The 15240-nt window shown below is 43.4% G+C and carries 16 protein-coding genes and 1 pseudogene; 10 read left to right on the top strand and 7 right to left on the bottom strand.

Annotated elements, in window-relative coordinates:
* Positions 1-350: 350 nt before the first annotated feature.
* The 3 genes from PSE7429_RS23290 (at position 351) to PSE7429_RS03905 (ending at position 3877) form a co-directional block, all read left to right on the top strand.
* Complete coding sequence (locus tag PSE7429_RS23290; RefSeq protein WP_009625759.1) at positions 351-1625, top strand: J domain-containing protein; 1275 nt, start codon at positions 351-353, stop codon at positions 1623-1625.
* A 64-nt stretch (positions 1626-1689) separates the two neighbouring features.
* A complete protein-coding gene (gene queG, locus PSE7429_RS03910) occupies positions 1690-2679 on the top strand; it encodes a tRNA epoxyqueuosine(34) reductase QueG (RefSeq protein WP_009625758.1) in 990 nt (329 codons plus the stop codon).
* Between the two features lie 103 nt (positions 2680-2782).
* Positions 2783-3877, top strand: coding sequence for a pentapeptide repeat-containing protein (locus PSE7429_RS03905; protein ID WP_009625757.1), 1095 nt, complete (start codon positions 2783-2785; stop codon positions 3875-3877).
* Positions 3878-4186: 309 nt separating this feature from the next.
* On the opposite strand, the gene rplT is transcribed toward PSE7429_RS03905, so the two are convergent.
* Together rplT and rpmI are read right to left on the bottom strand one after the other, a co-directional pair.
* On the bottom strand, positions 4187-4540 hold the full coding sequence (rplT, locus tag PSE7429_RS03900; RefSeq protein WP_009625756.1) for a 50S ribosomal protein L20: 354 nt from the start codon (positions 4538-4540) through the stop codon (positions 4187-4189).
* A 74-nt stretch (positions 4541-4614) separates the two neighbouring features.
* Positions 4615-4812: a 50S ribosomal protein L35 gene (rpmI, locus tag PSE7429_RS03895; RefSeq protein WP_009625755.1), complete on the bottom strand. Its 198-nt coding sequence runs from the start codon at positions 4810-4812 to the stop codon at positions 4615-4617.
* Positions 4813-4979: 167 nt separating this feature from the next.
* On the opposite strand from rpmI, the gene PSE7429_RS24145 reads away from it, so the two are divergent.
* The gene (locus PSE7429_RS24145) at positions 4980-5501 is read left to right on the top strand and encodes an AAA family ATPase (protein WP_009625754.1); all 522 of its coding nucleotides are present in this window, start codon (positions 4980-4982) and stop codon (positions 5499-5501) included.
* Positions 5414-6595: a lipid-A-disaccharide synthase gene (gene lpxB / locus PSE7429_RS03890; RefSeq protein WP_040687197.1), complete on the top strand. Its 1182-nt coding sequence runs from the start codon at positions 5414-5416 to the stop codon at positions 6593-6595. The genes PSE7429_RS24145 and lpxB overlap by 88 nt, the downstream gene beginning before the upstream one ends.
* Positions 6596-6736: 141 nt before the next feature.
* Here lpxB and ruvA read toward each other — a convergent pair whose 3' ends face one another.
* A complete protein-coding gene (gene ruvA, locus PSE7429_RS03885; protein WP_009625752.1) occupies positions 6737-7381 on the bottom strand; it encodes a Holliday junction branch migration protein RuvA in 645 nt (214 codons plus the stop codon).
* Positions 7378-8427, bottom strand: a complete 1050-nt coding sequence (locus tag PSE7429_RS03880; RefSeq protein WP_009625751.1) for a hypothetical protein — start codon at positions 8425-8427, stop codon at positions 7378-7380. Before PSE7429_RS03880 ends, ruvA begins: the two co-directional genes overlap by 4 nt.
* Before the next feature lie 601 nt (positions 8428-9028).
* On the opposite strand from PSE7429_RS03880, the gene PSE7429_RS03875 reads away from it, so the two are divergent.
* On the top strand, positions 9029-9961 hold the full coding sequence (locus PSE7429_RS03875; RefSeq protein ID WP_009625750.1) for an NAD(+) kinase: 933 nt from the start codon (positions 9029-9031) through the stop codon (positions 9959-9961).
* 382 nt (positions 9962-10343) lie between these two features.
* Here the strand turns inward: PSE7429_RS03875 and PSE7429_RS23285 are convergent, their stop codons facing one another.
* Entirely contained in the window at positions 10344-11369 is a 1026-nt protein-coding gene (locus PSE7429_RS23285; protein WP_009625749.1) for a hypothetical protein, read from the bottom strand.
* A gap of 73 nt (positions 11370-11442) precedes the next feature.
* On the opposite strand from PSE7429_RS23285, the gene PSE7429_RS03865 reads away from it, so the two are divergent.
* The 4 genes from PSE7429_RS03865 (at position 11443) to PSE7429_RS03850 (ending at position 13930) form a co-directional block, all read left to right on the top strand.
* Positions 11443-12291, top strand: coding sequence for an ABC transporter ATP-binding protein (locus tag PSE7429_RS03865; RefSeq protein WP_009625748.1), 849 nt, complete (start codon positions 11443-11445; stop codon positions 12289-12291).
* 229 nt (positions 12292-12520) lie between these two features.
* Positions 12521-12871, top strand: a complete 351-nt coding sequence (locus PSE7429_RS03860; protein WP_009625747.1) for a hypothetical protein — start codon at positions 12521-12523, stop codon at positions 12869-12871.
* Between the two features lie 418 nt (positions 12872-13289).
* Complete coding sequence (locus PSE7429_RS03855; RefSeq protein ID WP_009625746.1) at positions 13290-13565, top strand: hypothetical protein; 276 nt, start codon at positions 13290-13292, stop codon at positions 13563-13565.
* Entirely contained in the window at positions 13562-13930 is a 369-nt protein-coding gene (locus PSE7429_RS03850; protein ID WP_009625745.1) for a hypothetical protein, read from the top strand. The genes PSE7429_RS03855 and PSE7429_RS03850 overlap by 4 nt, the downstream gene beginning before the upstream one ends.
* Before the next feature lie 171 nt (positions 13931-14101).
* Here PSE7429_RS03850 and PSE7429_RS03845 read toward each other — a convergent pair whose 3' ends face one another.
* Both PSE7429_RS03845 and PSE7429_RS03840 read right to left on the bottom strand, forming a co-directional pair.
* The gene (locus tag PSE7429_RS03845) at positions 14102-14833 is read right to left on the bottom strand and encodes a DevA family ABC transporter ATP-binding protein (protein WP_009625744.1); all 732 of its coding nucleotides are present in this window, start codon (positions 14831-14833) and stop codon (positions 14102-14104) included.
* A gap of 182 nt (positions 14834-15015) precedes the next feature.
* Positions 15016-15201 (bottom strand): annotated as a pseudogene (locus PSE7429_RS03840) (response regulator transcription factor); the annotation flags it as partial.
* Positions 15202-15240: the final 39 nt, after the last annotated feature.

Here is a 15240-nt window from a genome sequence, read left to right as displayed (position 1 = left end):
CGCCGCCAATTTATTCTTGGGGTTTTATGTCCTACTCCCTTCCCAGTAAAGAATTAGCGTTGCGGCGCGAAGCGCCGCAACGCTAATTATTGGTTTTTGATGTCTATTTCTTTGGTGGGAAGGGAGTAGGACATTTGGCGACAGCTATAGAAATTAGTAATTATTAATTTCTAATCATCTTTATAATTTGACAATTATTTCTGAATTTTCACTGTTTTATCTCTAGAAAATATATGATTGTCGAGATCGTACCTGTATTATTAGTGGGTAAGCTATCATTACTTATCTGGTTTAGAAACTCTTAAAGCCTGAAAGCTCTTTTCTGAGTAGCGCAACGCCGAGGATAGATTGTGGAACATCCAAAGACATTTCGTATAGATCGCGGCATCGGTCAATATGACTTTAACGATTATTACGCTGTATTGGGCTTACCATTAACAGCTGAATCCTCCCTTGTGCGCAGACGATATCTCTTAATTGCCAAATGCTTGCATCCCGATGTTCATGGGCGATCGAATTCCGAAAAGCAAGTAGCAACCCAATATTTATCCAAATTAGTTAACCCAGCCTACAATGTGCTGTCCCAAGAGCGAGAGCGGACTGAGTATTCAGCAATCTTAAAATTGCTGGGTAAACGATTGATGAAACGCAACCAAAAATTTTCTCCACAGTCAGAAATCGCTAAAAAATATTTAGTTTCATCTAAAGAAGTAAATTACGAACAAACAGTTCAAGAAATAGCAAAAGTCCAGTATCAAAATTTAGAACAAGCTTTAGAAAACATTGGTTTATTAAGCGAACTAAATTTAGTCCATATTTTGTTGCAAGAGGGTTACAGTCATTCACCTAACCCCGTAGTTAATACTGGCATTAAACCTCCTATTGCCCCTCCTCCTAATCCTAGCATTAACCATCACGCCTCCAACAATACAAGTGGTAATACAGGCAACACAGGCATTAACACAGGAGCGAGACCAAGCTCAACCTATGCCAGTGGCAATGCCTACCAAATGCGGAGTGAGTCGTTGCGGAATGCCAGCAATACAGATAATACGAGTGGTAATACTAGCGGCAATACGGCGGCGAGAAGTGCCAGTAATACAGGTAATACCAGTGGTAATACTAGCGGCAATACGGCGGCGAGAAGTGCCAGTAATACAGGTAATACCAGTAGTAATACTAACGGCAATACGGCGGCGAGAAGTGCTAGTCAAGCCAGCAATAGTCAGGCACAACGCCAGAACCAAACTGGCAATGTGAACCAAGATGGCAGCAAGGAGCCTAATGATGCGGCAATCAAGCAGTACATTCGTCAAGCTGAAAGCTACATCAATCAAAAATTATGGACATCAGCGTTAAAAGAATTGCGGAGTGCCATTCAACTTGATTGCAATAATAGTAAGTGCCATGCATTGTTAGGGCTTGTGTATATGAATCAAAAGTTATCAGGCATGGCTAAAGTGAGTTTTCAGCAAGCCTTGAAACTAAATCCTAACGAGCCTCTGGCAAATCAATACATCGATCAAGTTGGTGGTACAGGTTCTGCTGCAAATCCAGCAAAACCAGATCCTAAAGCCAAAAATGACAAGAAAAGTGGATTTTTTGGTTGGTTAGGTGGTGGTTAGTGGTGGCTAGTTGCCGATCGCAGTTGGCTCTGCCGATTAGCCGATTAGCCAATTAGTCGATATTATGGAAAATTTGTCGCAAGCAGAAATTAAACAAGCGATTCAACAAAAAGCGATCGCTCTCGGTTTTAGCAAAGTTGGCATTGCCAGAGCCGAGTCTGGGATTGAGGCAGAACGTTTGCAAGAATGGCTCAAACTCGGATATCAAGCGGATATGGATTGGATGGCAAATCCTAAACGGCAAGATATTACAGCGGTGATGCCAGGTGTAAAGTCAGTCATTTGCGTGGCTCTGAATTACTACACCCCAAACCAACATTCCAGCGATCGCCAGATCGGTAAAATTTCCCGCTATGGCTGGGGAAGGGACTATCACAAGGTTTTGACGAAGAAGCTTAAAGCTCTCGCCGCTTGGCTAACGACGCAAGGGGAAGACATTCAAACTCGTTATTATGTAGATACGGGACCGATTGCCGAAAAAGCCTTAGCACAGAGAGCGGGCATCGGTTGGGTTGGGAAGCATAGCAATGTGATTACCCGCGACTATGGTTCTTGGTTATTTTTGGGAGAATTACTAACTAATCTGGAGATCGAGCCCGATCGCCCCCATACTGATCACTGCGGTACTTGTACACGCTGTATCGAGGCCTGTCCGACGGGAGCCATCGCTCAGCCCTTTGTGGTTGATGCCAATCGCTGCATCGCTTTCCATACCATTGAGAATAAGTCAGAACAGATCCCCCAAGCGATCGGTGCTAATTTACAAAATTGGGTAGCTGGATGTGACATCTGCCAAGATGTTTGTCCTTGGAATCAACGTTTTGCCCAAGAGACTTTGGAAACTGATTTTCAACCTTTTCCTCACAATCTCAATCCGCAGTTAACAGATTTAGCAACCATGACTGACGAGCAATGGAATCAATATTTTACGGGGTCAGCATTGAGAAGGATTAAACGCGATCGCTGGCAACGAAATGCTCAAACTGTTATCCATAATGTTGTCAATAATTTAGACAGTAATTTAGACAGTAATTTAGATAGTAATCCCACATAATTTCCTCAAGTTCTTGGTTCTGCGCTATTTGGCTTGTCTAGATTTATCTGGAAAAACAGCTTAAATTAGAAGCATGTCTAAACATCAATTTGAGTAAATCATTTTGGCTGATCTAAGAATTGTTCGACATATTAAAGATGGTGCTGAGCATTGGAATACTTGGCGCGATAACACCGATCTCACAGAGATCGATTTACAAAAAGTTGATTTGTCCTCGTTGAAACTCAGAGGCATCAACTTGAGCGAAACTAACTTGAGTAGGGCGAACTTTAGTCGCACCGATTTAACTCAAGCCAATCTATCACGGGCGGTTTTACAGGAAACAGTTTTTGTGAATGCTAACTTGCAGGGGGCAAATCTGAGCCGAGCCTTGATCCATCAGGTCAACTTCAATCAAGCAAATCTCCAAGACGTTAACCTTACAAACACAGATCTGCGATCGCTAGAACTACGCGGCATCAATCTCGGTGCAGCAAATCTCAGTGGCGCTGACCTAAGGGGGGTAAATCTGAGTGGTGGTATTTTTAAAAATATTGACTTTAGTGGCGCAAACCTCAGTGGCGCAAACCTCCAGAATGCTGATTTTGGTGGCGCAAACTTAAGTAATGCCAATTTAAGTAACGCCAAAATGAGCCGTGTCAAAATGAGAGGAGCGTTACTAACTCGCGCCAATTTATGGGGAGCCTCCCTTGATTTTGCCGACATTAGTATGGCTGGCTGTTTGATGGCGAATTTTAGCGAGACGATCTTAAATAAGGCGATTTTAAACAAAGCTAATCTTGGGGGCGCTATTTTTAGTGGAGCCCAAATGGTTGGGGCGGAGCTGTGCAATGCATTTTTGAGTGATGCTTCTCTAAGCATGGCGAACCTGACTAAGGCTAATCTCAGTGAAGCCGATCTCAGCTATGCCTATTTGTTTAGAGCGATTTTATCGAATTCAATCTGTATCGAAACTAAATTTCGCAATGCCGAGATGCAGGAAGTTGATTTAAGTATGGCATTTCTCAAAAAAGCAAATTTTGCGATCGCGAATTTACAAAGAACATATTTTGGGGGTGCCGATTTGAGTGAAGCCGTCTTGATCGGGGCTAACTTAACGCAGGCAAATCTAACTAATGCAAATTTAACTAATATAGTTACAGAAAGCACCATTTGGACAGATGTAAATCTGCAAGGAGCGATCGGATTCGCTCCTTAAGTTATACCAATTCACGAAAGTGTTGTCACACTTTCGTGAATTAAAAACCAAACCTAGTAAACGTCAGTTCTGATTAAGCTGGCAAGTTTTAAAAGCCCAAAAGTAAAAGCCTTGCTACGCAAGGCTTTTACTTTTGGGCTTTGAGAAAGGGTTTGCTACGCAAACCCTTTCTCAAAGCCCATTTCAAATTATCCCGAATTATGCTTTTCGCTCAAATCAAAACCAAGAAAGTTTTTGAAAGTGTTGCGAAGCAACACTTTCAAAAACTTTCTTGTGGTTCTTTTAAGCGCAAATTTCTGTAATTTTGACTTAAGCGATCGCTTTAGCCTTTTCGACAATTGCGGTAAAAGCTTGGGGATCGAGAATGGCAATTTGAGAAAGCATCTTACGATTGATATCAATATTTGCTTTCTTAAGTAGACCTGCAAACTTGCTGTAGCTCAAACCTTGTTGGCGAGCCGCAGCATTGATGCGGGTAATCCAGAGACTACGGAAATCGCGCTTCTTCTTGCGGCGATCGCGGTAGGCATTACGTAGAGCTTTCATTACCTGCTGGTTAGCAGTGCGGAACAGCTTAGAGTGCGATCCGCGAAAGCCCTTGGCTAATTTCAGTACTTTATTGCGGCGCTTTCTAGCTACGTTACCGCGTTTTACTCTCGTCATGGCAGTTAATTCTTATCGTGAAGTCGTTTATTTATTTAATTTTTTAGGGCGTGTTGCGCCCTAAAAACCTTTAATTAGGCGTAAGGCATCATGGCGCTTACTCTGTCATTATCAGTCTCATCAACTATAGCCATTTGTCCCAATCTGCTCTTGCGAACAGTGGGCTTATGCTCTAATAGATGGTTGCGACCAGCGTGGCGGCGAGCAAACTTGCCGCTACCCGTCACCTTGAATCGCTTGGCGGCAGATTTACGAGTTTTGAGCTTAGGCACTTCTTTCTAGTCCAAATTTTTGACCTTTACGAGTGTACCATAATGTCAATCGATATTTTGCATTTATTTTAAAAATAATATTATTGTGACCAATACGCATAGCCCAAGTGACGCGCAGTATAATGCTATTTGTTTTTGTAAGCTGTCTTTAAAGTCAGTATGCTCTAATGCTTAAAGAAATTGTAATTAAGAACTTTAGATGCTTTGACAATCTGAAAGTATCTGGCTTTGGAAGAGTTAATTTGATTAGCGGTAAAAACAATGCTGGTAAGACAGCATTACTAGAAGCAATTTTTTTGAATAGCGCTCCACGCTCAGACACAGTATATTTACTTCGACAAGTAAGGAGAGAACAAGTAAGTTTTAGTAAGGCTTTGCCAGAGAGAACTTGGACTAACTTTTTCTTTGAGCAGAATGAGAATAATAGGATATTAATTGAGGCAATTCTAGAAAATGGCGACTCAAAGGCAGTTGATATTTTTATTGAAGAATCATTGAGAAGTATGTTGGTACAGGATTCTTATCAAACTGATGCAATTTATGTAGGTTTAGTTCTGCTTTGTGTCACTAATATCTATTACAAAATACAAAATTTATTAATATGGAATCTAGTTCGGAAATTAAGACAAAACGCCGTGTGTTTATTAGTACGGGGGAAGTATCGGGCGACTGGCATGGGGCAATTTTGATTAAAGCCTTGCGCGAACGGGCTGCCCTCAGAGGCATGGAGTTGGAAATTGTCGGACTTGGTGGCGATCGCATGGCGGCGACGGGTGTAAAGATATTAGGCAATACGGTTGGTATTGGCTCGATCGGCGCAGTTGAGGCGTTACCCTATATTTTGCCCACTCTGCGGGTGCAACGGGATGCTAAAAAATGGCTCAAAACCTCTCCTCCCGATGTAGCGGTATTAATCGATTACATGATGCCCAATCAGGGAATTGGCTACTATGCTAAACGCACATTGAAGATCCCCGTGATCTATTACATTGCCCCTCAAGAATGGGTATGGTCTTTTGATGACAAAAATACTAAAGCGATCGCTGCTTTTACCGATAAATTATTAGCTATTTTTCCCCAAGAGGCTATTTATTACGAGAAGCAAGGGACAAATGTGCAGTGGGTGGGGCATCCCTTTGTCGATCTAATGGCACAGGTGCCTGATCGCGCTGCGGCTCGGCAGCATTTGGGCATCGCCGATGATGATTTAGTCGTGACACTCCTCCCCGCATCCCGCACCCAAGAATTGCGATCGGTAATGCCGATTATTCTTGAAGCCGCAAAAATCATCCAAACAAAATTACCCCATGTCAAATTTTGGTTGCCTCTATCCTTAGAACGCTATCGCCTCGATGTGGAAAAGCTCCTCAAGAAATACGACCTTCAGGCTACGATTATTTCGGATCAATCGCAAATTGCCATCAGTGCTTCGGATTTGGTATTGAGTAAATCTGGTACGGTAAATCTGGAAACAGCATTGCTGAATGTGCCGCAAGTAATTCTCTATCGGGTCAGTGCGATTACCGCTTGGATCGCTCGCTATATTGTGAAATTACAATTACCATTTATTTCCCCTGTCAATTTGGTAAACATGGAATCGGTAGTTCCTGAGTTCGTTCAGAATGATGCGATTCCCTCGGCGATCGCTGAAGCGGCTTTAGAACTATTAGTAAATTCTCAATCAAGACAAACCATGCTTGATGGGTATACCAGAGTAAGAGAAAGCCTAGGAGAAAAGGGCGCGATTAACCGAGTAGCGGATTCAATTCTTGATTATCTATAGCAACGTAATACCAATTCACGAAAGTGTGACAACACTTTTGTGAATTAAAAATTAATCCTAGTAAGGGCTTTCAAATTAAGAAATGGCGTTGCCATTTCTTAATTTGGTATTACGTCAGTTCGGGTTAAGCAATGCCCCATTTTACCTAGACAACCAAGCGATCGCCTCTTTAATCCATGCCTCAATATCCTGAGTTTTTGCCAGAACTGGTAACCCCACGATCGCATTGAGGGCATTGCTAATTTCCGTAGGCGTATAACCGAGAGCTAGTAACGTCATTTCTAATTCTTCTTGTAGCGCCACACTTAAGATGCTACCTAGCGATCGCGTAGTACCAACCTGAGCCAATCGCCCATCGGCAAGCTTTGTTTTTAGTTCCAAAGCAAGCCTCTCAGCAGTTTTAGTCCCCACCCCAGGAGTTAAGCTCAAAACTCGCGTATTGCCCGAAACGATCGCCTTAACCAGATCTTGAATTCCTAAACTATTTAATAAAGCCAGACCAACTTGAGTGCCAATCCCTGAAACACTAATTAATTGGCGAAACAATTCGCGTTCAGCGAGAGTAGGAAATCCAAACAAGACCATTTGATCTTCACGAACAATTAGATGGGTAAACATCTGTGCTTCTTGGCCCACAGGGGGCAATCTACCCGCAGCACTAGCCGTAATCTGCATATCGTAGCCCACACCTTGGACATCAAGGGTAAGCCAATAGGAAGGCGTATTTTTTCGAGAACTCTCTGCGGCTTTACAAGCTGCGATCGCACCACGGAGAAACCCAATCATCGGCGTGGCAATGGTGGGAACTGGGGCAGTTGCACAGCCGCGAGGGAAGTCACAGCTTTACGGCTAGAATTGGCGATCGCAAGCTGTTCGGAATCCTGCATTTCTGGATTCACAAGATTATTGGGATTGCCATACAAAGCTTGAATAAACCTTGGCGTTGCGACGGTAGAAACGACCGAGGCATTAGTTAAGGCAGATGACGAAGCAAGCGATGCGTCACCAATATTATTTCGATCTAGCCCAGATTGTGAAGCGGTTTGAGACTCGACCCGCCAATTAGCCGTCCTTGTCTCTTTAGACTCTGAGGCTTGAACAGCGTGTAATGCAGGCAAATTCGGAGCAATAGGTGACCCCTGAGAGGCTTTGTGAGGTCTAACAATCAAGGGGGAAATGGGCTGACTCTTGGGAGGCAGGGATGATAATGACGAAGATCGATCAATGGTTTCCGTCCCGACTACAGAATCAATTTCTTGAGAGACATCTAGCTCAATTGGCTGAGGCGCAGGTACGATTTTGACGACATTTTGTAATGCCGAATCACCGATCGCTTCAACTGGAGAAATTTTTTCATCAGCAAGCTTAGCAACTGACCAAGACTCAAGGGCAGAGAGTGCCATGTCGTTAGGAGCAGGTGTCGAAGTATCGAGGCAGCGTTCGAGAGCCGCTTTTAGTTGTGAAGTATGGTGTTGTTGGCGCTTGAGGCGATCGCGCAGCTCGTCACAATTTATGTGGGCATCCTGTAGCTCGCGTTCGAGTTGGTCAATCCGAGACTGAAGGGTTTGGGTCAGGGTTTCTTGCCTTTGGATCACTAACTGAGACAGTTGCAACTGCTCTTGCGCCTGCCGAAGCAAAACCTGCGCTTGCTGACTGCGCTCGTTGCAAAACTGGAGCTCCTGCTCTAAAACCTGTCTTGGCAAAGCATTAAACAGAGTGGTTGGCTCACCCAGTACATTGGAAGATACGCTTTGAAGCGGGGTTTGCGGTTCTGGAATCGATGGATTAATGCTCGCCTGTGATGATGAATCGCCAAATCCTGCCTGACTCATGACTTACCCTTCACACCAAGAATTTTATCTAATATCAAATTTTATCTCAAAAATTTGTTTTTTGTATCATTAATTTTCATAACAGGAGAAAACATCATGGCAATTACGACAATTACGACAGTAAAAAAGACAAATTATGTATTTAATACGTATATTGCCATCATATTTTTATTCCTATGATTTTGAGAATACATAGCTATCGCCAGTCTTGTTAGGACAAAATTAAAATCCAAAAGAGGGTTGCCGCGCTCCGCGCGGCAACCCTCTTTTGGATTTAGTTGACAGCAGCGATAACTGCAACCCGAAGCCCGCAATGGATTTTTAATAAGTAGCTGTGCATAATTAAAATCCAGATTAAAAAGCTGTGGCGCACGCGCAGCGTGCGCCACAGCTTTTTGGGTTTTACATTTAATTGTGTAATTGCGACTGACTACTTACTAATCTGTTTGGGTTACGCCTCAACTCGCTTTAACCCATCCCACCCCATCCCTATGAAATAGTCATGATAAAGTCAATAATTGTTAGTGCAGAGCGAAGCCCAACAACCCCAATTATTGACGGGAACCACTGCTAACCATTCACACCAATTTGAGGGCAAATCGTGAAGATTAGTAAAGCAATTATTGCCTATAAGTCAGGTAGTCAAATTGGCAAAGCATGGGCCGAACGATGTAGTAAAGAGTTAGAGGAACTCGGAGTCAAAGTATTAATTGGACCTACAGGAGCCAGTGATAATCCCTATCCTGTATTCCTCGAATCCATGCACCAAGAAATCGATCTTGCCGTTGTCCTAGGAGGAGATGGTGCAACTTTGGGGGCTGCACGATATTTGGCGAGTCTGGGAGTCCCAATTCTGGCTATTAATGTCGGTGGACATTTAGGCTTTCTCACCCATTCCATTGAGGAATGCGAAAATACTAGTGAAATTTGGCGGCGATTGCTGTCCGATCTCTTTGCGATCGAGCGGAGGATGATGCTACAGGCAAGGGTGATTACAGTAGATGAGGGCTTAGGCGGAAAATTTGGTCAACCTTGCGGACCGTTCTTATGTCTCAATGAGATGTGCGTGAAACCTGCTTCTCTCGATCGCATGGTTACAGCATCCCTAGAATTGGAAATTGCTGGCGAAGTGGTCGATCAATACCACGGTGATGGACTAATTGTCGCTACTCCCACAGGTTCGACTTCCTATACAGTGGCGGCAAATGGTCCCATTGTGCATCCAGGAATGCACGCGATCGCCATTACACCGATCTGTCCATTAAGTTTATCGAGTCGAGCGATCGTAATTCCACCGAAATTAACGGTAAGTATTTGGCCGCTCTCGACCGATGACTTTAGTTTAAAACTATGGACTGATGGAGTTATAGCCACATCCATTTTCCCTGGACAGAGAGTTGACATCCAGATGTCGGAGTATCAGGCTCAATTTGTCGTCTTGCGCGAAGAATATTCCTACTATCAGGCTTTACGCCAAAAGCTTCTATGGACAGGGGCAAGGGTTCGTTATCCTAATCCCTATCGATCGCAATAATCCCGATTTCCAAAATGGCAATGCCATCTTGGAAATTTCAAAGCCTTACGGGGTTTGCTTTTTAACGTCAGTTCGGGTTAAGCTGGCAAATTTTAAAATCCCAAAAGTAAAAGCCTTGCGTAGCAAGGCTTTTACTTTTGGGATTAGAGAAAGGGTTTGCGCAGCAAACCCTTTCTCTAATCCCGTTTCAAATTATCCCGAACTCACGTTAAGTAGCTAAGTTAAAACCAGAGAGTGTACCGCCCGCGTAGCTGGCGGTACACTCTCTGGTTTTGGCTTTTAATTATGCCGAACTACTTAGGACAAGATCAAGACCCCAGAAGAGAAAGTTGGCGCGAAGCGCCAACTTTCTCTTCTGGGGTTTGGCGACAGATATATGTCATTAAAATGGGAATCTCGGAATCGGAATGTTAGGGATATTTGGTGTTGGGATATTGGGAAGCGAAATTGGGAAGTTTGCGCCAGGGAATAAACCATTAAAAACATCGCGAACTTTATTAATTCCAGGAATTTGATTGGTAAAACCTTTAAATAACTCACTTTGGAGCAGTTGCACAAACTCATTTTCACTTAACTTTTGGATTATGCCCAAAGCTCCGATCGGATCGACCTCGACCTTTTCACCAGCCTTTAAAACAATTTCAGATAGCTGAGTACCAGAATTTAGATTCGGATCGATTTTGAGTATGGGTTTGTCATTGAGTAACTGACCGTTTAGAGGATCGAGCGGCTGACTGTCTTGAGGATTGGTTTGGGGGAGAACTGGTCTGTTACCGTTATTGCTAGGGGGAGTGGTTGGTGGTGCCGAAAACTGCTTAACTTTAGGAGTTACCGAAGTTCTGCTATCCGTTTCGGTTGATGAGGAATCGATCGTGGGTTTTGTATTTGTGGGTTTTGTATTTGTGGGTTTTGTGGTTGGTTGGGTTTCTGGCTCAACTTCAGGATTAGCACTCCGCTTAACGACAACTTCCCCCTCTAATACTTTGACCATCTGGTTTCCAGATGTATCGACTGCCAATAAATAAGTTGTGCCGCGCACTCCCGTTGTAATCGATGAGGAACAAGCATTCACCGCCCCATTAATTAAAATCGTTCCCTGTCGGAGGCGAGCACATTGACCGATGGTTAGTACCGAATTAGCGGACAGACGCGCGACAGCCCCAGAATTAAATTTGAGTGCTGTGCGAGAATCGCCCGTGCGTACCTGTTGCTGCTGGTTGGCGATATCATTGACCGATGCGCGTCTATTTTGAATAAACACTTGATTGCCATCAAGGATTTCCTGTACGGTTGCTTGGACGCTTTGAGCGGATACTGGTGCAAGTTGCGGAGTAGCTAAAGCAAATATGCATAAACCTGTAAAGAAAAGAGCAAGTCGCTTTTGAAGAGGTAGCCTAAAAATTTTCATAGAAAATTTTTGAAAAAGATTCCATATATACATATGTGATTGTTCTCTCTAATTTCGCTTGAGACAGGGTTTAATGAATTGGAGGGTGCGTCCCAATTTCTCGATCGCTAATCGCAAAGACAGTTACATTATGCAAAAGGTTTCATTGACATCCATGCCGATCGCCAGTAATGCGGCGATCGCTATGCAACAAATTAGTTACCAAACTAAATTTCGCACACTTTTGACAGGTATTTCCGTAGCGATCGCACAGGGTAACAAAACCGCATTAATTGGGGCAACGGGATCGGGGAAAACCACATTTTTACGCTTACTCAATCGTTTAATCGATCCATCGGTAGGGATGATTTTGTTAAACGGCAAAAATATTCAAGAACTTCCCATTCAAACCCTGCGACGACGGGTGATGCTGGTTCCACAGGAGCCGAGTTTGCTGGGAATGAATGTGCATGAGGCGCTCATCTATCCGCTCAAGCTCCAAAATTCGCTCCAGAGTGAAATTGATGCGCGATCGCAAAAATGGATTGATAAACTGCAAATCGATCGCAAGTTACTCAATCGTTCAGAGCTAGAGCTATCTCTCGGTCAAAGACAATGGATTGCGATCGCCAGAGCTTTAATTATGGAGCCAGAGGTACTTTTACTAGATGAACCGACTTCAGCCTTAGATCGGGGTTTATCGCATTTGTTGTTAAATACTTTAACTGAGCTAACGCAACTACCCCAGCCTGTAACTGTAGTGATGATTAACCATCAGCTTGATTTAGTCCAAACATGGTGCGATCGCCTCATTTGTTTGCATAAGGGGGAATTAGTGCAGGATGCTGAGGTAAGTCTGATCGATTGGCAAGAGATTGATGATTTATTGAGACGAGATACTAGTTCAGGTCAAGATGGTGAATTAGTGGATGACTGGACTTAATGCGCCAAGCTCATCACTAAATTATTCGTTTGAGACAATATAATGTGACGTATAGGGTGATTAGTCGGAAATTTGACTTTCGGGCTAAATCGCCTATATTCAGATTAGATAGAAAGTTTCCGTCTAATACATAGTTGTACCGCTTGATTTATTGGAGATGGCATAGTCGCTAAGCTGTCTATTTCTTCTGAAATTGCTGATAGGCTAAAACTTTAGCTGGCTTGATTTTATGGAAAAAAGGATTGTCCGACAACTCATTATTGAACACCTAGAACAACTCCATCAAAAGCCTTATGCCGACACTTGTTTAGGTGGTGATTTCGACCTCAAGTTTATTTCAAAAGAATCATCAGAACAGAAATACAACTACCGTGCGACTTGGATTGGCAGCTTCTTTGAAGATCTAACTGAAATAGAGCAACACGGTACCGAGTTTTTCCCGACGTTGATCAAAATCTATCTTGACGATGAAACTGGGGAAATCTGGACACCTTTTGATCCCTACAAGAAGCTGACTTCTCAGGAGAAATGTGCCGCCCGAAAGAAACGACGACAGACAAGGCGGAATCAGAATGAGTAAGAATGGCAAGGTGATTGTACTCGTCTCATTGCCAGCGTAAAGATTCAAATTCCGAAGTTGTGATTGAAAATTTGAGGTGTGCTGCACTATTTTGCCAGCCTTACAACAACCGCAATGCACCGGAACATTGCAGTATACTTAATGATTAGCATAGAGCATCTGAGTCCGGTGATTGCGAACGTTATGCCAAACTCGATAAGCCGTTATGCCAAACAAATTTACACCAAAAAATTGAGAAACCAATTGAAATTGTTCTTTACAACTTAAGAAAGTCCATTAAAAAAGCAGCCGATCTTGTAGGGTGCGTTAATGAAATGTAACGCACCTTATTTTTGCTTTAACAAAAGCAATATATTCATAGCGATTTCTGGTCAGCTATAATGCTGGACAAGGCAATGATCGAGGAAAATTCACAATCATGGCAGTCCGTCAACCCCGCTATAGCAAAGAAGAATTTGCCCAACGTGGCGATCTAATTTATCAAACGCAAATACGTCCGCAAATCGAAGCAGGTAATCACGGCAAAATAGTTGCCATTGATATTGAGACTGGAGATTTTGAGGTGGCTAACTCAACGCTTTTAGCGGTTGATAAGCTTTATGAACGAAAACCCGATGCCCAACCTTGGGTGATACGGATTGGACATAGAGCAGTCTTCCGTTTTGGCAGCCGCAGCCTGAGAAAGCCAGTATGATGTTCGGTGTCGTCAATAGTAATTGTGAAGCAATTATCAAAGTTGCGGTCGGTCGTATCGGCTCACCCAAAATTGCACTTGATGCTGTCATTGACACAGGATTCACTAGCTTTTTGTCTTTACCGCTTTCTATAATCACAGATCTTGGCTTGCCTTGGCACTATCGAGATATTGGAACATTGGGTGACGGGAGCGAAGTTGTTTTTGAAATATACAAAGCTTCTGTAATCTGGGATGGTCAAGAGCAAATTATTGATGTGGCGGCTTCTGATGCAGATCCGTTAGTGGGAATGGGTTTGCTGTATGGTTTTAAACTTCAAATTGAGGCAGTCGAAGGTGGGCGCGTTACAATTGAAGCGCTATGACTCAGCAAAAGGTTATCGGTAAAGACCGTCTAACACTGTGTTGGAGCCGACCTCTTAAAAGTGATCTTTAAAATCCAAAGTTTGACTGTAGCGGCTCAACTACACCGTTAGACCGAAGCACTCTACAAATACCAAGCGATTCTTTCCTTCTCCCGTATCTTCTTAAATTTCTTATCTGTTTATCGAGTTATTGGTGAGATTACCATCTTCCATTTCGACAATGCGATCGGCGACATCTAAAATGCGATTGTCATGGGTGACGAGCAAAATTGTGCAGCCCTGCTCCTTGGCTAAGGTTTGCATCAAGTTCACTACATCGCGCCCAGATTTACTATCTAGGGCTGCTGTCGGTTCGTCGGCTAATACGATTTTGGGATGGCTCACGAGCGCACGAGCGATCGCTACTCTTTGCTTTTGTCCACCTGATAGATCGTCAGGGTAATAATCTAAGCGATTACCAAGTCCCACATGATCGAGCATGGCAGCAGCGCGATCGCGCATTTCTGCGAGGGATAGATGATTATGCAATTCCAGCCCCATCTTCACGTTTTGCAAAGCTGTTAAACTATGGTGCAGGTTATGGGCTTGGAAAATATAGCCATTCTGACGACGAGCGATGGTTAGGGCTTCGGCACTGGCTCCGCATAGTTCTTGACCTAAGACTTTGAGACTTCCCTCTTGAGCCGAACGCAAGCCGCCACTTAGGGTCAATAATGTGGTTTTTCCTGAACCCGAAGGACCCGTCATGATCACAATTTCCCCTGCATTAATTTCCAAATTAATATCAAATAGAACCTGCTTGCGTAATTGTCCATGCCCAAAGAAATGATTGAGATTTTGGACAGTGATCACAGGAGCTTGGGTCGTAGCGCGATCGCTCTCATTGGCTATTAATGTTTGCATGGGTTTGTGTAGGGATGTTGGGTTGTGAAAAATCTGGTTTTAGAACCTATTTAAGAATTGCTTTAGATCCCCCCAGCCCCCCTTAAAAAGGGGGGAGAATCAAATTCTTCCCCCTTTTTAAGGGGGATTGAGGGGGATCTCTTAGAGTTTTTGACCGCAGAAAGTAATTCTTTAATGGTTTCTTAAACTAACTGATTGCGAACGGCAAAAACTGCGGCTTGTACGCGATCGTTTACGCCCAGTTTGTTGAAAATGCCATTGACATGGGATTTAATCGTATTGGTGCTGAGATAGAGATGAGAAGCAATTTCAGGGTTGCTCTTGCCCTCGACAAGCATGGAAAGTACTTCAAATTCTCTTGCCGAAAGTTTAAAGCGATAGCCTGAATTTCGAGATTGACTTGGCGA

The organism is Pseudanabaena biceps PCC 7429, assembly GCF_000332215.1.
Taxonomy (GTDB): Bacteria; Cyanobacteriota; Cyanobacteriia; order Pseudanabaenales; family Pseudanabaenaceae; genus Pseudanabaena; species Pseudanabaena biceps.
This window is presented reverse-complemented; position numbering and strand designations above follow the sequence as displayed.